The sequence below is a fragment of the Bacillus sp. FSL R5-0286 genome (assembly GCF_038593245.1).
Taxonomy (GTDB): Bacteria; Bacillota; Bacilli; order Bacillales; family Bacillaceae; genus Bacillus; species Bacillus altitudinis.
Genome location: NZ_CP151977.1, coordinates 3,494,832 through 3,514,363 on the forward strand (window position 1 = coordinate 3,494,832; position 19,532 = coordinate 3,514,363).

The 19,532-nt window shown below is 42.4% G+C and carries 19 protein-coding genes; 4 read left to right on the plus strand and 15 right to left on the minus strand.

Features of this window, described 5'->3' with window-relative positions; translation table 11 throughout:
• Positions 1-32: 32 nt before the first annotated feature.
• Both NST24_RS18095 and NST24_RS18100 read right to left on the minus strand, forming a co-directional pair.
• The gene (locus tag NST24_RS18095) at positions 33-866 is read right to left on the minus strand and encodes a PRD domain-containing protein (protein WP_026050173.1); all 834 of its coding nucleotides are present in this window, start codon (positions 864-866) and stop codon (positions 33-35) included.
• 51 nt (positions 867-917) lie between these two features.
• Positions 918-1,196, minus strand: coding sequence for a hypothetical protein (locus NST24_RS18100; RefSeq protein WP_024719488.1), 279 nt, complete (start codon positions 1,194-1,196; stop codon positions 918-920).
• 501 nt (positions 1,197-1,697) lie between these two features.
• Between NST24_RS18100 and NST24_RS18105 the strand changes: the two genes are divergently transcribed.
• Positions 1,698-4,121, plus strand: a complete 2,424-nt coding sequence (locus NST24_RS18105) for a S8 family serine peptidase (RefSeq protein ID WP_342462083.1) — start codon at positions 1,698-1,700, stop codon at positions 4,119-4,121.
• A gap of 81 nt (positions 4,122-4,202) precedes the next feature.
• Positions 4,203-4,430: a hypothetical protein gene (locus NST24_RS18110; RefSeq protein WP_024719490.1), complete on the plus strand. Its 228-nt coding sequence runs from the start codon at positions 4,203-4,205 to the stop codon at positions 4,428-4,430.
• An 11-nt stretch (positions 4,431-4,441) separates the two neighbouring features.
• Here the strand turns inward: NST24_RS18110 and NST24_RS18115 are convergent, their stop codons facing one another.
• The 3 genes from NST24_RS18115 to NST24_RS18125 form a co-directional block, all read right to left on the minus strand.
• Positions 4,442-5,446, minus strand: a complete 1,005-nt coding sequence (locus NST24_RS18115; protein WP_041091486.1) for an LLM class flavin-dependent oxidoreductase — start codon at positions 5,444-5,446, stop codon at positions 4,442-4,444.
• Between the two features lie 54 nt (positions 5,447-5,500).
• Complete coding sequence (nfsA, locus tag NST24_RS18120; RefSeq protein ID WP_047945824.1) at positions 5,501-6,250, minus strand: oxygen-insensitive NADPH nitroreductase; 750 nt, start codon at positions 6,248-6,250, stop codon at positions 5,501-5,503.
• 110 nt (positions 6,251-6,360) lie between these two features.
• Positions 6,361-7,572, minus strand: coding sequence for an FtsW/RodA/SpoVE family cell cycle protein (locus NST24_RS18125; protein ID WP_008345489.1), 1,212 nt, complete (start codon positions 7,570-7,572; stop codon positions 6,361-6,363).
• A 475-nt stretch (positions 7,573-8,047) separates the two neighbouring features.
• Between NST24_RS18125 and NST24_RS18130 the strand changes: the two genes are divergently transcribed.
• Complete coding sequence (locus NST24_RS18130) at positions 8,048-8,311, plus strand: spore morphogenesis/germination protein YwcE (protein WP_008345491.1); 264 nt, start codon at positions 8,048-8,050, stop codon at positions 8,309-8,311.
• Between the two features lie 77 nt (positions 8,312-8,388).
• Here NST24_RS18130 and qoxD read toward each other — a convergent pair whose 3' ends face one another.
• The 8 genes from qoxD to NST24_RS18170 form a co-directional block, all read right to left on the minus strand.
• The gene (gene qoxD, locus NST24_RS18135; protein ID WP_007497818.1) at positions 8,389-8,769 is read right to left on the minus strand and encodes a cytochrome aa3 quinol oxidase subunit IV; all 381 of its coding nucleotides are present in this window, start codon (positions 8,767-8,769) and stop codon (positions 8,389-8,391) included.
• Between the two features lies 1 nt (position 8,770).
• Positions 8,771-9,388: a cytochrome aa3 quinol oxidase subunit III gene (gene qoxC / locus NST24_RS18140; RefSeq protein ID WP_007497820.1), complete on the minus strand. Its 618-nt coding sequence runs from the start codon at positions 9,386-9,388 to the stop codon at positions 8,771-8,773.
• Complete coding sequence (qoxB, locus tag NST24_RS18145) at positions 9,388-11,346, minus strand: cytochrome aa3 quinol oxidase subunit I (protein WP_007497822.1); 1,959 nt, start codon at positions 11,344-11,346, stop codon at positions 9,388-9,390. Before qoxB ends, qoxC begins: the two co-directional genes overlap by 1 nt.
• 27 nt (positions 11,347-11,373) lie before the next feature.
• Positions 11,374-12,330 (minus strand): cytochrome aa3 quinol oxidase subunit II, encoded by a 957-nt coding sequence (gene qoxA / locus NST24_RS18150; protein ID WP_089374137.1) that lies wholly within the window; start codon positions 12,328-12,330, stop codon positions 11,374-11,376.
• Positions 12,331-12,843: 513 nt separating this feature from the next.
• On the minus strand, positions 12,844-13,926 hold the full coding sequence (locus tag NST24_RS18155) for an aminopeptidase P family N-terminal domain-containing protein (RefSeq protein WP_178929757.1): 1,083 nt from the start codon (positions 13,924-13,926) through the stop codon (positions 12,844-12,846).
• 7 nt (positions 13,927-13,933) lie between these two features.
• Positions 13,934-15,454 (minus strand): UDP-glucose--hexose-1-phosphate uridylyltransferase, encoded by a 1,521-nt coding sequence (gene galT, locus NST24_RS18160; protein ID WP_058337075.1) that lies wholly within the window; start codon positions 15,452-15,454, stop codon positions 13,934-13,936.
• 31 nt (positions 15,455-15,485) lie between these two features.
• Positions 15,486-16,478: a UDP-glucose 4-epimerase GalE gene (gene galE, locus NST24_RS18165; protein WP_017368288.1), complete on the minus strand. Its 993-nt coding sequence runs from the start codon at positions 16,476-16,478 to the stop codon at positions 15,486-15,488.
• The gene (locus NST24_RS18170) at positions 16,478-17,662 is read right to left on the minus strand and encodes a galactokinase (protein WP_342462085.1); all 1,185 of its coding nucleotides are present in this window, start codon (positions 17,660-17,662) and stop codon (positions 16,478-16,480) included. Before NST24_RS18170 ends, galE begins: the two co-directional genes overlap by 1 nt.
• Before the next feature lie 175 nt (positions 17,663-17,837).
• Between NST24_RS18170 and NST24_RS18175 the strand changes: the two genes are divergently transcribed.
• Positions 17,838-18,683 carry an AraC family transcriptional regulator gene (locus tag NST24_RS18175; protein ID WP_178929755.1) on the plus strand — a complete coding sequence of 282 codons (846 nt, stop codon included), beginning with the start codon at positions 17,838-17,840 and terminating at the stop codon, positions 18,681-18,683.
• 34 nt (positions 18,684-18,717) lie between these two features.
• Here the strand turns inward: NST24_RS18175 and NST24_RS18180 are convergent, their stop codons facing one another.
• Positions 18,718-18,975: a hypothetical protein gene (locus tag NST24_RS18180; protein ID WP_008345502.1), complete on the minus strand. Its 258-nt coding sequence runs from the start codon at positions 18,973-18,975 to the stop codon at positions 18,718-18,720.
• Between the two features lie 26 nt (positions 18,976-19,001).
• Positions 19,002-19,385: a GtrA family protein gene (locus NST24_RS18185; RefSeq protein WP_024719496.1), complete on the minus strand. Its 384-nt coding sequence runs from the start codon at positions 19,383-19,385 to the stop codon at positions 19,002-19,004.
• Positions 19,386-19,532 lie beyond the last annotated feature (147 nt).

Sequence of the window (19,532 nt, forward strand, 5' to 3'; positions counted from 1 at the left end):
CATAAAAAAAAGCCTGCGGACAGGCACAACCTTTACACCAATTCGGCATCCTGCAGACGCTGGACATGCAGCGTGATGTAGCCGATCTCCGATTCAGGGAGATGAAGTCCATATTCTTTTTTCAGCAAATCAGCCAGTCCAAGTGCACACCGGTAAGCCGAATCATACTTTGTTTGGATAAAAGTCAGCATGTCATCGTCCATGATTTGAAATGCTTCATTCGATTCCAACCTGCCTAATGCATACCTCAAATGTGTCACAAGCCGCTGATATGAAATACTATCCTCATCAATCGAGCGCTCAAAAACGCTTTCGATATGCTCGATCATTTCTTTGATCATCGTTGTGTATTTGACCGTCTTCTTCATGGACTCCGTATTCATTTTGGCCGTATGAATATGAAGTGCCACATACCCTGCCTCATCGTCCGGCAGGTCAACCCCAAGCCGCTCCTTTACATAACGAATGGCATACTTTCCAATATCATATTCCTGCTTATATAAGACTTTGATCTCACCAAGCAATTTATTATATAGCACAATGCCTTTTTGAACGCGTTCAATGGCAAAGGATAAATGATCTGTCAGTGAAATGTGGATATGATCACTGAGCGGCATCATGAGTTCACCCTCTGCATAACTAATAATATGCTCTGCCACCTCAATATGCGCTTCTGGCAATGTCGCAAGAATTTGTTTGAATTTCTCATTTTCTTCACGCACAACAAAAATCTTCTCTATTTTTTGAACGGGAACGACGTCATTTTTCCCCTTCTGAAAAGCAATTCCGGGCCCCATCACAATTTTCTCCTGATCACCCTCCTTTACAACCACTGCATTGTTATTCAATATTTTATATATCTTCAAGGGGCATCCTCTCCCACAGATAACGTGTCTTATGTGGGATTTTACCCTGTTTCAACTTTTCTGTAAAGATAAGAACGGACCGGCACGCGCCTCTCTCGTTGTCTTTTCATAAAGCATCATCAGACTTTCTTGAAACGGCTTTTCTGTCCTGCGCTTCTTCTTCTTTTCATCTGCCAGTTTCTCTAGCTTTCTCTCATTCACCGCAAGAAAGAATCCTCCATCCACTGCTGCCACTTTCACCCCTTGCTTCTTCAGCAGCTCACCAGGATTCACAAGCACATTCATCACAAAACCAAACCATACACTCAACCAGTTCTTCCATTTCTTCACTGAACATCCCTCCGCTTTCCTTAGAATCTAGCAGTTCTAGCAAATTAACTGTTCCTATCATATCCCGAGAAAAAAGAGAGGTTTGTCACAATCTGGGTGAAAAAACGAACTAGTTTTCAGAAGTTTTGTTGAAAAGTGCAGAAGATGATCATGTTCCACAATGTTTCTATGAAAATTTTATACACACACTATCCCAAAGATAAGCACATCTTATCAACAGGGTTTATCCACATATCAACACCCTCTTACTAGATTTTGTGTATGAGATTTTTTTATTTTCCATATATATATCTGAATAATTGAGTTATCAACAGATTATTGTGCATAAGTGTGACTTTATAAACAAAATAGTTCTTTATAACTATGTAAAATAAGACCATTTCAGTAAAGGAATTGGTTTCATCGTATGGAATACTTAATAACGGGCAGTGAATCTTTCCTATTTATCCACAAAAAGAAAGGCTATCTCCCTAAATACACAGCTAGAAAGGGGAAAATTAATTGAAAAAAGTAATCTCTCGTTCTTCTGTTCTATTGTTCTCCACTATTTTTACCTTATCCACATTCTTTTCAGGTCAGGCTGCAGCCGCTCCATCGAACAAACAGGTGGAACTGGAAAAAGCAGAAATCTTCGGCGAAATCAATGTTAAGTCTAGAAAACACACCACTGTCATTGTTGAATTAAAGGAAAAATCCTTAGTTGAAGCCAAGCAAGAAGGCGAAGCACAAACAAAAGCCTCCCTCAAAAAATCTCGAACTAAAGTAAAGAATGCAGCACTCAAAAAGTTAGATAAAGCGAGTGTTCGTCAAGAATATGAAAAAGTCTTCTCTGGTTTCTCTATGAAACTTCCTGCAAACGAAATCCCGAAACTGCTCGCAGTTGACGGAGTAAAAGCCGTTTATCCGGATGTTACATATCAAACAGATGAAGTGAAAAAGAAAAGCGTCCAGCTTCCTCATGAGGATGTCTCTCCACTCATGGATAAAAGTGCTCCATTTATCGGTGCCCCAAAAGCTTGGGAGGCCGGCTACTCTGGAAAAGGAGTAAAAGTCGCTGTCATTGATACTGGCGTAGACTATACCCACCCTGATTTAAAAGGAAACTTCGGATTATACAAAGGCTATGACTTTGTTGATAATGACTATTCTCCACAAGAAACACCAAAAGGAGATCCTAGAGGCGAATCGACAGATCATGGTACACACGTCGCAGGAACAATTGCGGCAAATGGACAAATTAAAGGTGTCGCAAAAGATGCTACCCTTCTAGCCTATCGTGTCCTTGGACCAGGCGGATCAGGAACAACTGAAAATGTCCTTGCAGGCATCGACCGGGCTGTCACTGACGGAGCCGATGTCATGAACCTTTCTCTTGGAAACAGTGTGAATAACCCTGATTATGCAACAAGCATCGCACTGGATTGGGCCATGTCTGAAGGGGTTGTCGCTGTGACATCAAACGGAAACAGTGGGCCGAACAGCTGGACCGTTGGATCTCCTGGGACATCAAGAGATGCTATTTCTGTCGGAGCCACTCAGCTTCCGTACAGTCTATACAACGTGAAATTCCCGAACTATTCAACAGCAAAAGTGATGGGCTACTATCAAGAAAATGATTTAAAAGCACTTGACCAAAAACAAGTCACACTCGTCCAAGCAGGCATCGGTGACGAAAAAGCTTTTGAAAACATCGATGTCAAAGGAAAGGTGGCAGTGATTGAACGTGGAGCCATTGCCTTTGTTGATAAAGTGGACAATGCGAAAGCTGCTGGTGCGATCGGCGTTGTCATGTACAACAATACCGATGGAGAAATCCCTGTGGATGTACCAGGTCTAGCCCTTCCGACGATTAAGCTGTCAAAAGCGGAAGGAACAGCACTTGTTAAAGCCATTGAGGCTGGTAACAATACAACGACTTTCTCGATTCAATTTGTGAAAGAGTTAAGTGAACAAGTCGCTGACTTCTCATCTCGTGGACCTGTTGTCGATACGTGGATGATCAAACCAGATCTTTCAGCACCTGGCGTGAGTATTGTCAGCACCATTCCGACACACGATCCTTCTCAGCCATACGGCTATGGATCGAAGCAAGGAACAAGCATGGCATCTCCTCATGTAGCCGGAGTAGCAGCGATTATTAAACAAGCAAAACCATCCTATTCTACAGAACAAATTAAAGCGTTAATGATGAATACAGCAGAAACGTTGTATGACCCAAATGGTAACCCGTTCCCTCACAATACGCAGGGCACAGGCAGCGTTCGAATCATCGAATCACTTCAAGCGTCTTCTATTGTGTCTGATGCAAGCTATTCGTACGGCACTTTCTTAAAAGAAAAGGGCGTTCAAATCAAAACGAAAAAGTTCAAGGTAGAAAACCTGTCAAAAGCACCGAAAACCTATACCATTGATTACAAGTTCGATGGCAACGGCATTAGCACAAACGGCACGAAAAAAATCACAGTGAAAGGGAATTCCACAGGGTCCTTTACTTCCGCAGTACAAGTGAATTATGGGAAAACGAAAAAAGGAACGTACCAAGGCAGTATCACCATTCGCGAAAATGGCAGAAAGGTCACTGAAATCCCTACTTTATTGATTGTAAAAGAGCCTGATTACCCGCGCGTCACTTCGGTTTCTGTAGAGCCGGATAACCGTGCTGGAAGCTATGTTATTAGCAGCTATCTCCCAGGCGGTGCTGAGAACCTTGCATTCCTCGTCTACTCGACAGATGGAGAGTATTTAGGTGAAGCAGGAGTTTATCAACATGTTGATAAAGGAGAGCATCGTGTGAAATGGAATGGCACGATCAATAAAGGACAGAAGTTAGAAGCAGGTGAGTATACAATGCTTGCGTATGCGAGCCTGAAAGGTAAATCAGATACGGTTCAAACGAAAGAACCATTCGATATTTATCCTGAATAAACAAGAATCACATAAAAAGCCTTGTATGAGCCCATCAGCTCAACAAGGCTTTTCTATCATGTATGGAGGAAAGAGAAATTCATGTTGATATGGCTATGGATCGTTTCTTTTATGACGGCTTTTTTTCTCACGATCACCTTGGTTTATTTTTTTACCTTTTTACATGCAAAACAGCCTCGTCCTTTTCATCAAGCATGTGAACTGACTGTCTATACCACCTGCATTTATCCGCTTAGCTTGGCAGTGACAGCTGCCTTTATTCTCACCATGATGCTCCTCTATCCCTTTTATTGGCTGCGCAAATGGTAAAATGACATACGTTATGCATCAAAAGCTTCTTTTAATAAACGATACGATGTGAGACGGTCTTGTATGTGATGTGTGATGGTCACAGCAATCACTTCATCTGTACGATACGCCTTTGCGAGTGCTGTCAGCTGCTGCTTCACAGAGGACGGCGTGCCAACAACCATTCTCTGTCGATTGGCTGCTATTCGTTTTTGTTCATATGGACTGTAGGAATAGGCCTTTGCCTGTTCAAATGAAGGAAAGCCGCTAAGGTTCTGTCCTTGTTCGTTAGCTAATAATGATAAATCTAAGCTGACAGCCAATTTTTCTGCCTGTTCCTCTGTTTCTGCACATAAAACGAAGACCGCAAGACTGACACGCGGCTCATCACCAAATTCCGAAGGTTCAAATCGGCTGATATACTGCGACACAGAGTCTTCTCCGCCTTCTCCATTAATGAAAAGAGCAAACGTATAGCCTGCACCTACTTTTGCGGCAAGCCGTGCACTTCCTCCAGAAGAACCTAACATCCATACCTCTGGGGCAGTATCTACTTTCGGAGAAGCGGTCAGGTGAGGCAGCGGATAAAATTCATCGGCTAAATCATGTAAATACACCCTTAATTCTTCTACCTGCTCAGGGTATTGATCACCGAGTCGCTTCCGTTCTCCATGATGAAGGGCAATGGAGGAGATCGGCATACCTCCAGGAGCACGTCCAATGCCAAGATCAATTCTGCCCGGAGCCAAGGCTTCGAGCACTCTGAAGTTCTCTGCTACTTTATAGGCACTGTAGTGGGGCAGCATGACGCCGCCTGAACCAATACGGATATGTGACGTCACAGCTGATAAATGACCGAGAAGCACCTCTGGACTCGATCCTGCGAGCCGGTTTGAAAAGTGATGCTCTGATACCCAAAAACGATGATAGCCCCATTTCTCTGCCTGCTTCGCCAGCTCGACTGTTTGCTTCAGTGCCTCAGCAGGCGTCGCATCTCCAATCAAAGGAGATTGATCCAGTATACTTAATTTCATGATGTCGCACCTCTTACACAAATCCCCCTCTCTCACTCGAAAGGGGGATTTCCTGATTTATTTTCGATTAAAGCCCTTCTCTTTCACAAAATCTCCGAGGAAAGCACGTTTTGGCTGGCTAAAGCCTCGAAGCATTTGCTCAGACCATGTATCTTTTCTCTCACCGTTTGTTCGTTCTTCATAATATGATGAAATACGATCATCGTATTCTTTTAAATAACGATCCACATGAGCTTCGTCTTGCTGATATGTGTTTTCATGGTAGATCAGCTCAACGGGCAGCCGTTCCTTTTGAGATGATGGATTGGCAGGATGTCCTACAGCCAATCCGAATAGCGGCAGCACATAGGAAGGTGTTTCAAGTAGTTCGGATACTTCCTTCAGCTGATTACGCAGTCCGCCGATATAGCAGATGCCAAGTCCCATAGATTCTGCGGCGACACTGACATTTTGCGCAGCAAGCGCCGCATCAATCACACTGATAAGAAAGGCTTCTGTATTTTCAAGCGCTTCTTGATGGTTCTTTCCTGCTTTTTTTGCGATATAGTCATGGCGTTTCAAGTCTGCACAGAAAACAAAAAAATGCCCATTCTTCTCAACATATGGCTGATTTCCAGCCAGTTCAGCAAGCTTCGCCTTCTTCTCCTGATCTGTTACACCAATGATACTATACGCCTGTACATAGCTTGATGTCGAAGCAGCCTGTGCACTTTTGATAAGTGTCAGCACTTCTTCCTCTGTCAGACGCTCATCTGTAAACGAACGGATGGACCGATGATTTAAAATGGTTTCTATCGTTTTATTCAATTCGAAGACCTCCTTCACTCCTACTATCATAAGTCAATTGAATATTACTTTTCAAAAGTTAGAACTCAAGCCAAAAAGGCAGCCTACGCTTAGACTGCCCTTTACCCGTTTTATTTAAATAAATAACTTTGATATTTCGTTAATTGAACACTTGCATTATAGGCGATACCAAATCCAATAAGAACAGATAAAACAGAGCTTCCCCCGAAGCTGATGAATAAGAGCGGTATCCCCGTTACAGGCATGACGCCTATGTTCATACCAATGTTCTGGAATGTATGGATGACAATCAATGCTGTATATCCTACACAGAAAAATGACGCAAACCGGCTATAAGGATGGATACGGTCGATCAGTACAACAAGCCGATAAATCAGGAAGAAGAACATGATGACCACAAATGCGCAGCCGACAAAACCAAAGGCTTCCCCTATGATAGAGAAAATCATATCTGTCTGAGCTTCTGGAACATATACTTTTAAGTTCTTCACACCGTTCCCGAAAATTTGTCCTGCCCCAATTGCCATAATGGCTTGCTCGACTTGATATTTATCCGATCCAGATGCATCCTGTGTCTGGGCTTGGTTGGCTGTCGAAGAACTATCAGGCAGCCAAGCGGTAATCCGGTTGATCTGATACTGCTGAATCCCGATCTTTTGTGCGAAATCAGGGAATAGAATAATCACGGCTAACACAGCGGCAACTAAAAGCACAACCACTGAACCGATGAGAGAGATCAATTTCCAGTTGACCCCTGATAAAAAGACCATGACAACGACAATAAACATACATACCGCAGCCGTACCTGCATCTTGCAAAAAGATGAGTCCGACTGGTACAGCAGCCACGCCGGCAATTTTTAATAGTAGGAAAATATCATCTTCTAATGTTCGTTTTCCTCTTGGGGTTGCCTTCCCAATGACAGAGGCGAGCATCATAATCAAACCAATTTTCATGAACTCTGAAGGCTGAAATGTTCCAATTCCCGGTAACACAAACCAACTTTTTGCACCATTTTTAATTGGAGCAAAATCATGACCTGCAATTTGTGCAGGAGCAATTTTCAAAAGAATTAAGAGCATAATGCCGCCTATAAAAATATATAGACTTAACTTTTCTAATTGTTCCAGATCGAAGTAATTAATAGCCACAATACAGATGACCCCGACCATGTAGTAAATGATCTGTCTGGTCCATGCATTAGATCCATATTGCCCAAACTGTCCCGCAGCATAAATAGCGATGACACTGATGGCAAAGAAGGCTAAAAATATAAAAATCAAATCTCCTTGATAGTAAGGAGATGTATTCTGCTTGTTCATGAACTAACCACCCTTATTACAAAACATAAAAGCCCTTATTTATATTAGATTGAAATTTTCACAAAAGCAACTCACCTTAAATATGACGGACGTGACACCTGAAAGGTTCCATTCTAATTTCAAAAAATGAAATACTTTTCATCCTAATAATAGGAAAAAATCCCTTTCTACTCTATCATGACAACCGATCATAAGTCCTTTAAAAAGATTATTTTACAGATTTTAAGGGGAAAATTCAATGACTTATGTGGCGATATGAAAGGTTAACATCTTGCCAGCATAAGCTTAACTGAGGTATAAGAAAAAAACAATTTCTGCGGAATAAGGCCCATTTTCCAATTATTGAGTTTACTTCAAAGTCAATTGTGGTATAATATTTGTAACAAAATGTTCACAATATCTCCTAAAAACAGACACAATTGCATCCTGACCTCTCATTTGAATTGAACATCAACTTACAAAGGAGTTGGATACGATGGATATGTTCTTTGCGTACCTATGTATTGCAACAGCTACACCCCTGTTTTTATGGTTGGAAAACAGAAAGATTGCATTAGCATCTATTCCACCCATCATGATTATGTGGATTTTCTTCGGTCTTTACATGACAAGCAGTTTATCTCCAGCAGGACATACCTTCATGATCGCATTCTTTGCCATTAACGTGATTCTGGCTCACATTGCAGCATTCCTCATCTATGGACTTCCATTCATTCGCAAAAGATTCAGCAGCAGATAGATATTGCATCATCAATTGGAAGCGTTATCACAATCAGCATAAAAACCACTCACCTATGAAAGATGAGTGGTTTTTTATTATTTCTCTGAATGCTCAGACTGCTTTGGCGCAGATGGTGAATAACCGTCTTTGCTGTTCTCTCCGTGGCTGTAGTGAGCCGCGAAGATCCAAACAGACCCGATGACGAAAATGATCGCACAGAACAGACCAAACAAAGTATTTCCGACTTGAACAGTCCCGTTCTCACTCTCTGTCATATGCATGAACATGAACAGCTGCAAGAATGCTTGAATGAAGGCAAAACCAAAGATAATCCATAGTTTTGCGGAACTGCCAATTTCAGCTCCGATAGCAATCCAGAATGCTAAGATGGTTAGCACAATGGAGAGAATGAAGCCGACTACGTGTTTCCAAGGGAAGTGTTCGTGCTCTGCTGAGGAATGTGTTTTTCCAGCCATATCACAAAAGCCCCCCTAATCCGATCAAGTACACAGCTGTGAAGATGAAAATCCATACAACATCAAGGAAATGCCAGTATAGACTTGAGATAAAGATCTTCGCTGCTGTTTGTGGTGTTAATCCACGTTTTTTAATTTGGAACAAGACGCCCGTAATCCAGAAGATACCGATGGATACGTGTAATCCGTGAGTTCCTAAAAGAACAAAGAATGCAGACCAGTATGCACTTGTATGGATGCTCGCACCCTCATGTACATAATGGAAGAATTCGAAAATCTCAAAACCAACGAAACCTGCACCTAGAAGCAGTGTCAGAATCGTCCAAATGACAACCCCTTTTGTACTTCCACGGCGCATTTCATGAACGGCAATCCCACATGTAAATGAACTCACTAATAGCAGGAATGTCATGATCAATACAAGCTTCATATCAAATAGCTCAGCTGGCAAAACGCCGCCAGCTGTTCTGCCATGAAGAACAAAGTAGGTCGCAAAAAGTGTTGAGAATAACACGATTTCCGCGCCAAGGAATATCCAGAAACCAAGGATGTTTAAACGTCCTGTTTCAGACTGATATTCAAGCGGTGCATTTGCATAGCTGCTATCATTATGTCCCATTACTTCTGCGCCTCCTTATTCTTTTTCTCTGTTTCAATCACTTCTTCAACAGGAATATAGTAGCCATCGTCATATTCAAATGAACGTAAAATCATTGTTGCGAATACTCCGATTAAGCCGATAACGCCAATCCAGTACCATTCAAATACAAGACCGAATGCACCAAGTCCGAAGAATGCAGACATGATCAGCGGTCTGCCTGAATTGTGCGGCATGTGAATTTTCTTGAATTCTTTTTCAGGATGAACGTCTACATTGTTTTGCTTCCAATGATGGAATGCATCTGGTGTCGTCACTTCTGGAAGTGCTGCAAAGTTATAATGCGGCGGAATTGCAGAAGATGTCGCCCAGTCAAGTGTACGTCCTTCTCCCCAGCTGTCTCCAGACACTTCACGTTTCGCGTGTCTCCAGCTGTAGTAAATGTTATAGCAAAGGATGATGAATCCGATACCCATCATGAATGCACCAATTGTTGAAATAAAGTTTAGTGCAGTCCAGCCATCTTCTGGTCCATACGTATAAATACGTCTTGGCATTCCTTGCAGTCCTAAGAAGTACTGCGGGAAGAAACAGATGTTAAATCCGATCATGAATACCCAGAAGAACCATTTGCCGATTCTTTCGTTTAACTTGTAACCAAACATTTTCGGATACCAGAAAACAAGACCAGCAAAACATGCAAAGACAGTACCTGCGATTAATACATAGTGGAAGTGGGATACAAGGAAGTACGTATTATGGTACTGGTAATCCGCAGCTGCCATCGCAAGCATAACCCCAGTCACACCACCGATTACGAAGTTCGGGATGAAACCAAGTGCCCAAAGCATTGGGGATGTAAAACTGATACGGCCTCGATACATTGTAAAGAGCCAGTTAAAGATTTTCACACCTGTTGGTACAGAAATCGCCATTGTTGTGATCGAGAAGAATGAGTTAACCGCTGCACTGTTCCCCATTGTAAAGAAGTGGTGAACCCACACAAGGAAACTAAGAACAGAGATTGCCACAATCGATACAACCATCGCTTTGTAACCAAACAACTGCTTTCTTGAGAACGTCGCAAAGATTTCTGAGAAAATACCGAAAGCCGGCAGGATAACGATATATACCTCAGGATGTCCCCAAATCCAGAAAAGGTTCGCCCAAAGCATTGGCATACCGCCCGCTTCGAGTGTAAAGAATGCTGAACCGAATAAACGATCGAATGTCATAAGTGCTAAAGCAACTGTTAAAACAGGGAATGCGAAAACGATAATGACAGACGTGATCAATGTTGTCCATGTAAACATCGGCATACGCATAAGCGTCATACCTTTTGTACGCATTTTTAAGATGGTCACCATGAAGTTAATACCTGTCATTAGTGTACCAATACCTGCAATTTGGAGCCCGAGCAAGTAGTAGTTCTGTCCAGGTCCTGGTGAGAAATCATTTCCGGCGAGCGGCATGTAACTCGTCCAGCCTGCACTTGGTGATCCTCCAATAACGAAGGAAATGTTGAACAGCATTGCTCCGACCATAAATGTCCAGAAGCTCAAGTTGTTCAAATACGGGAATGCAACGTCACGTGCACCAATTTGAAGAGGAACCACGACGTTGATTAAGCCAATTAAGAATGGCATCGCCATGAATAAAATCATGATCGTACCATGCGTTGTGAAAATTTCATTATAGTGGTTTGAATCTAAAAACGTATTATTAGGAAGCGCCAGCTGCGCGCGCATCATCAGTCCGTCTACCCCACCGCGGAAGAACATAATCACAGCAGCAAGGATATACATGATTCCAAGCTTTTTATGATCAACTGATGTCAGCCATTCTTTCCAGAGCCATTTCCACTTTTTGAAGTAGGTTAAAACAAACACAATAGCAATGGAAGTAAGAGCGATAGAAATTTGCGCACCAAGAATTAATGGGTCTCCAGTTACAAAAAACTCATCCCATTTTAAATGCATAACGGCCTCCTCCTTTCCTTAGTCAGTTTATTCGTTTTCTAGTTTTCTTTTATAGTTCTTCACATTCTCGAAAGGATCTGTCTTGGAATGCGGAGAAACTGATTGGTACCCTAAACGTTTGCGTGCTTGGAGTGCATATTCAGAATCCTCTCCGTGCTTCGCAAAAGATAAATGTGTTGATGAGAATGTCTGCACATCTGCAGCATCAGGAAGCATCAAGTAGTCATACGTTTTCTTCGTTAACTTTGGTGCTTCTTTTTTCGTTTTATTTACCCATTTATCATAGTCAGACTGCGTCATCGCATTGACTTTGAATTTTTGCTGAGCAAAGCCTTCGCCTGTGAAGTTGGCGTTTCTTCCTTCATATGTGCCTACTTCATCAGCTTGAAGATATTGTTCCATTTCCATTCCAGCCATCGCATACTTCTCCCCGCCTAGCTGAGGAATCCATAGTGATGCCATTGTATCAGCGGAAGTGATTTTGAATAAAACCGGCTGATCTTTTGGAATGTTTAAGTAGTTCACTGTTTCAATATTTTCCTCTGGATAGCTGAAGATCCATTTCCAATCAACTGCTGTAGCATAAACGACAAGTGGATCTTTATGACTTGTTGCTTGAGGCGCCTCTTCCAAAGAGTAAATGGTTTTTACAGTTGGAACTGAAAGGGCAGCAACGATTAATATTGGGATCACTGTCCAGACAACTTCTAGAAGCGTATTCCCGTGTAGTTCTGGGTTATAAGAGGCGTTTCCAACGTCCTTACGCTCACGGTATTTAACCAAAATGATGGTAAACAGTACAAATACCGCACCAACGATAAAGAGCATGAATCCAATAGATAATAGGATTAAGTCTTTTTGTTGTGCTGCGACTGGTCCTTTAGGATCTAAAACAGCGATATTGCTGCAACCTCCTAATACAAAAACACTCACGAGCATCGCTAATAAAAGCATAGGTTTAATGGCTCTGAACAAGAAGATCACCATCCTTCCTTAAATAATGTATAAATTGCTGAATAATTGTGAAAAGCCATCTGCCTTCGAAAACTTTTCTTCCCTTTGTAATGCTATCAAAATCTGTTGGAGTTAGCTCCCCTTTTTTCAAAAGTTCATTTATTTTTCAACAGATTTCTATTGAAATGTCATAAATTCGCCATAAATTTATATTATTGCACACACAATAAATTTCTAGGAATTTGAAAAGTTGAGAGTTGAAGGCAAAGGACAAACAATCAAGAACTTTGTCAAATTTAGGTTTACCACAATAAAAAAGTTTGGTCAAATTTCAATTTAACTTTATGAAATTTTATCTAGGTAAACAATTCTGAAATAGGTATCCCCATATTTAACAAAAACCTTACTCATTTTAACGCAAGTCGACAAGAAAAGAAAGTATCGATCCTCCGCCTATGCGCTGTAATGATTGGTAATGGTGATAAATGAGTGGAAACTCACTAAAGACTTCCAGCAAAAAACCGGCTCATCGCCGGCTTCTCATTATTCGTCTCTCACCAAAATGTCTGGTCGTCTATAGATGCTTCCTTCATGTTCTATGTCTATATACGTCCACTTGCCTGTATAGGTTAAAAAGCGATTCCCCTCTTTCTCGACGACCATCGTATCTTCTGATTTCAATCCTGGTAAGGAAGGATTCCAAGTGAATACTTGATGAACCTGGATCTCTTCCACCGATGTAGGAACTGCAATGATCTCTCTAGACACAAATCCAGTCTTGCCACCTTGGTGAAGCTTTTTCCAGCTATCAGGAAATCCTTCTTTTTCATATTGAGCAATGCCGGCCTTCAATACATCTCCAATGGTGTTCCCTGGACGAGTAGCCGCATTCATGACCGTGTCAATTCGCGCAAGCCTTTCCTTGTTTTCTTCAAGCTCCTTTGGTAGCTGTCCAAAGTAAACGGATCTTGTGACATTTGCCACGAGTCCATGCCGTTCAGCACAAAGGACAACCAGTGCATGCTTTTGAAGTGCTTTTTCTGTTGGGATCGGATGGCGATATTGATGAATCCGGTCATCTGTTGCCACAAGCAGCACTTCTATCGTCATCCCCTGCCCGATCGCTCTTTGAGCAACAAGCGAAGCAATTTCATGCTCCGTCTGTCCTGGAACGATTTCTTGGCAGACACTTTCTACAATAACCGCTGTTTCATGACAAAGGGTTTCATATTGGCTGAGCTGTGGCGCTGAAAGGATCGATCGAACACGAGACAAATCGGGTTCGATCCATTCCACTCCTTCCATTTGAATGTCCGCACCGATTCGTTTGTCTTTTATGAGTGTTTGAATGTAAGGAGTCTCATCCTCAAACCAATCCATTGTGACGACTTGAAAGGGATGGTCAAAATACGCCATTTCTTCTTCAATGATTCGTTTTTCTTCCATTTGATTCACAACTAGGACAATATCGTCTTTCAACACAAGTAGCTGACAAACGCCCTCTGGCGTGTTTAACACAATGTGGTTTCTTCTTCCTCCTGTAAGCCAAGAAAAGTTATTACGCTTTTGAATCAGAACACCGTCGAGTTGTTTTTCTTCCATTAAAGTTCTTACCTGTTCAATCATCAACTCATCACCTGCCTGTATGGAGTGTTTGAATGAAACGTTTAAATGCTGTTTTCCCTTGCTCTGTTCTTTTAAACACACCCGCCTGCGCGAGTATACGAGAAAAAATGAGGCCGATTTCTTTTTGTAAAATGGCTTCTACGTTGTCCTTCGTAAAGGTATTCTCTTCGATCAGACGCTCTGCCCATGACTCGTGCTTCATGATAGACGGGCAGGCTTTGATTTCTTCAAAAGGGTGTTTGGATAGCAGCGCCGCTTTTAGCAGGCTTAATTCCTCTGCTAATCTTCCAGGAAGGACGGCGAGACCCATGACCTCAATTAAACCGATATTCTCTTTTTTAATATGATGAACTTCTTTGTGCGGGTGGAAGATTCCGTCGGGGTGCTGCTTGTCTGTACGGTTATTTCGTAGCACGAGATCTAATTCGTACTCATCCCCATGACGACGTGCAATTGGTGTAATGGTATTGTGCGGGGTCTCTCCTGTATGAGAGAACAGACCCGCTTCTGGATCTGAATACATTTTCCACTCATGTAATATAAAATCCGCTGCCTCCGCAAGCGTCTGCTGGTCGCTGCTTTGAAGCCTGATCACTGACATCGGCCATTTCACAATGCCCGCCTTCACCCTCGGAAACTTTTCGAGAGAAAACACTTCTTCCATCTTTGCTTTCGCCATCGGAAATTCATGAGCACCACCTTGAAAGTGGTCATGACTTAATATGCTGCCTCCAACAATGGGAAGATCAGCATTTGATCCTATGAAATAGTGCGGATATATAGATATGAAGGAAAGCAGACGCTCGAAGGTCTTTTTAGATATCTGCATTGGTTCATGCTCGCCCTTGAACACAATACAATGTTCGTTGTAATACACATACGGCGAGAATTGCATAAACCACGACTCATTTGTAAGTGTCACCGGAATAATCCGGTGATTCTGTCTTGCTGGGTGATTGATGCGTCCCCCAAACCCAACGTTTTCTTTACAAAGGAGACAAAGAGGATATTGCTTTTGACTCAGCTTTTTGGCTTCAGCGATCGCTTTTGGGTCCTTTTCCGGTTTCGATAGATTAATCGTGATCTCAAGCTCACCATCTTCGGTCGGTGTAAACCACTGCACATTTTTGGCGATTCTGCCTGTATGAATATAGTGGGCATGCTGCTGCATTTCATAAAACCAGCTTGTCGCTGCCTTTGGTCCGCAATGCTTGCGTTTCTCTTCAAACTTTGCATAGATGACACTCGGAGGCGCCACCAAGCAGCCCATGATTTTGGCATCTAATAAATCACGATACGTATCTGTCCCGTCAGGAATAAGACCTGTTTCAACTGCCCAATCGAGCATCGGCATTAAGATGTCTTCAAGGTCGCTGTCTCCTGAGACTGTTCTTGGCTCAGCATCATCGAGACCAAGCACCTCTAGCAGCCGGTTCCTTGTATAATCCATATCTAGTGGTGATATTAGCTCTTTATTGATCCCGTATTGAATCAGCTGTTCTAGCTTTTCAAAAATATCAATCGCCATTCCCTTTGTCTCCTCCCCTGCCTGCTACACGTTACTCACTTTGATAGCCATCTGGATGTTTCTGAAACCAATCCCATGCACTTTGAATGATGGTGTGGAGATCTGCATATTGCGGCTTCCATCCTAGTTCTTTCAGCGCTTTTTCTGATGAAGCAATCAGCTTAGCTGGATCACCCGCACGTCTTTCTGCCACCTGTGCTGGAATGGCATGGCCCGTCACTTCTCTTGCGGCTTCTACTACCTGCTTCACAGAGAAGCCTGTTCCGTTCCCTAAGTTGTATGTCGCGCTTCCTTTTCCTTCACGCAGACGCTCAACCGCTAGAATGTGCGCCTCTACTAAATCCATGACATGAATGTAGTCTCTAATGCATGTACCATCCTCTGTTTCATAATCCTCACCGTAAATCATGATTTGATCACGTTTTCCTAATGCCACTTGCAGAATAATTGGGATTAAATGCGTTTCTGGCTGATGATCTTCACCGACAATCCCTTCTGTATGAGCACCGGCTACATTAAAATAGCGAAGCACAACGTATTCGATACCATATGCCTGCTCAGACCACTTCAACATTTTCTCAATCGCGAGCTTTGTTTCCCCATAAGGATTCGTTGGGTTCGTCTCATCCGTTTCAACGATCGGTACACGCTTTGGTTCACCATATGTCGCAGCAGTTGAAGAGAATACAATACGTTTCACATCAAATTCATTCATCACCTGAAGTAAAGCCGTTGCACCTCCGACGTTGTTGTCATAGTACTTCAGCGGGTCTGTTACACTTTCTCCAACAAGTGAATCTGCCGCAAAGTGCATGACCGCTTCAATGTCATGTGTTTGAAAAACACGTCTTAAAAAAGCGTGATCCCTTAAATCTCCCTCTTCTAATACGGCACCCTTTACGACTGCCTCTTTATGACCTGTCTGCAAATTATCCACAATCACCACTTGTTCTCCTTTAGCCAAAAGAGCCGCTACCGCATGACTGCCAATAAAACCTGCTCCTCCACATACTAAAATTGCCATCAAATGTCCTCCTTCGTTAATTCTCTAGCGCCGCCTCCAATTCCAGCTGTGTAAAAAGAGGCTTGAATACCTGTTTTTTCTTGATAAATCGCACCTGTTTCTTCTATAAATGAGTCCAGCAGCTCTTCTTTCACAATGCTGACGGTACAGCCCCCAAAGCCAGCACCTGTCATACGAGAACCAATCGCCCCTGGATGTTGCCATGCGGCTTCAGCCAGTGCATCTAGCTCAAGCCCAGTGACTTCATAATCATTCTTTAAAGAAAGGTGAGATGCCTTCATGAGTGCACCTAGTTCTTCCATTTTATCATCTTTCAGAAAATTTACTGCTTTCATGGTCCTCTCGTTTTCCGTGATGGCATGTCTTGCACGTCTTCTACACGTTTCATCTTGTATCAAATGTTCATGCTTAGCGAATTCATCCACCGTGAGCTCACATAAATGCGCAATATCTCGTTCTTTTCTAAGATCGTTTAAAGCAGATTGACATTCTAAACGGCGTTCATTGTATTTGGAATCTGCAAGTGTTCGTTTTTTATTTGTATTGGCAATGACAAGGGCCAGACCCTCTTGCCGAAATGGGCTGTATTCAAAGGAAAGCGTGTCACAATTGAGCAAAATAGCGTGACCTTCTTTTCCAAGACTAATTGAAAATTGATCCATAATGCCGCAGTTCACGCCAATAAACTCATTTTCAGCACGCTGCGCAAGAAGGGCTAGGTCGATTTGCGTTACACCGAATGACGACCATTCATTGATCAAGACAGCCGTGACGAGCTCAATAGAGGCAGAGGATGACAGGCCTGCGCCATTTGGGATATTGCCGGCATACACAATATCAAAGCCTTCTTCCACATCCATGCCTGCTTCGATAAACTGTTGGAATACTCCCTTCGGATAGTTCGCCCAGCCGTCCGATTCTGAGAAAGCGATTTCAAAAAGGTCGAACTCTTTCACACCTTCTTCTTCAAAATTCAAGGAATACATTCTGACGCGTCCATCTGATCGTCTTGCTCCCGCAGCATATGTACCAAGGGTAAGTGCACATGGAAATACATGGCCCCCATTATAATCTGTGTGTTCACCAATCAGATTGACTCTGCCTGGGGCGAAAAAATAGCGGAGTTCTTCCTGATCTCCAAATTGCTGGTGAAATGCTGCTCGTAATGTGTCGATCATATCCATTCCCCTTTTCTCTTCTGATAATCTTATTTTAGTTGCCCCGTCAGCTGAAGTTCAATGGTAAAAAAATCGTTAAAAAATACCCTTTTTTTGCTGTGAATGGTACGATGTGATATGAGGTGTACCATGATTCAAAATAGAAAAAGGTTGTTTTTTGCTGTGAAGGAGGGTTTCCAATTTGAAGAAAGAAGCATTTGCATTTCGTTTTCACCATTCTGATGTGACATTGCCGGCCCAAATCTGGTCTGTTGGCTGGGAAGTTCAATCATCTTCGTTATACAGCTGGAATGGCGTAGAGCGGAAGGATCAGGGCAAGTGCATCTTTCAGCTCACACTGTCTGGACACGGCATGATTGAAATCGGACAGAAACGATTCAAAGTATTGCCTGGACAGGCCTTTCTGGTGAAAAGCCCTAGTGCTTATCAATACTATTTTCCAGAAGACAGTGAACATTGGGAATTTCTCTATTTAACACTTTATGGGGAAACCTGTGACCTTTGCTTTGATCAATTTATCGATCAAGGAAAGCAGGTCATGCGTTTTCATCCGAATTCCAAACCGATCCGCCTGCTAAAGAAGATTTATGATGAAGCCAGTGAAAGACGGATTACCAATCCATTTGAGGGGTCTAGCCTTGCTTATCAATTTGTCATGGAACTGTATTCATATTTGCCAAAGCTTGAGGGACAAATGGAGAAATGGCCTGAGCCCATCGTCCAAGCGGCCTTATTTGCAAGCCACCATTTTCACGAGGAGATTGGGCCTGACGATATGGCAGCTGCGGCACGTTTATCCAAAAGTCATTTTACGAGGGAATTCAAAAAGGCAACTGGCTTCACACCGATTCATTATTTAACCAATATTCGTTTAGAAAAGGCGGAAACGTTACTGAAAACAACGAAATACTCGATTGAAGAAATCGCCACACAGTGCGGCTACCGAAATGCGAATTACTTGAATAAAGTCTTTCGAAAGAAAATCGGCATGTCTCCAAAGCAACTCCGGGAAACAAGCGATGCATAATAAAAAGCAGCCGCTTTTCAATTGGCTGCTTCTTTTACGCTTTCGTTAGGTCAACACGAATTCTCCCTTGTCTTAAAACAATGGTCATTTGCGTATCAGGGGTCATTAAATTTTCTAAAATGTCCGTTGCTGTTTGAAGCGCAATGTCCATTCGGTTGATCTTTTCCTTTTCTTGTTCAGAAAATGCTTCTGGATGTGCGGTCATTTCTTTGACTAGCCTCAACACTTGTTCATGCTGCTTTTCTGTTTGTTGATATATGGCATCATATAATTCGTCTGGCCTGCTGCTCATTTCACATCACCTATCTTTTTCATGTGTTAAATCGCATCTTCTTTTGTTTTCTTGAAGACGAACCATTTACTGGCGACATAATTGACCACGACAATCACAAAGTTAACAAGAATTTTTGCGACGGTTTCGTTGAGCGCCATTTGGCTCACAAATAAAATCATCAGCCCCAGATCTACACCTAGAGACATGAGACGGACACTAAAAAATGAAGAAAGCTCACGCATTAGGCTTTTTGTGTCACGAGCCTTTTGCTTGAAGACATACTTCTTATTGGTGATATAAGCAAAGAGCACAGCAAATACCCATGAAACAACCGTTGCTGTTTTGTAATCCATAGAAAACATCTCAACGAATAAATAGAAGCTGACTATGTTGACAATGGTTGTACACACACCCATGATCAGATACATGACAACTTCTTGATACTTTTGAAAAAGGCTATACATGTCTTTCTTCATTCCTTCTTGGTGAATTCTGTTTCTTTTAGAATACCATCTTAAGAAGAACTTCCCAAACGAACAATATGTGCGTCCTATAAAGATGAAATTTGTTCACGC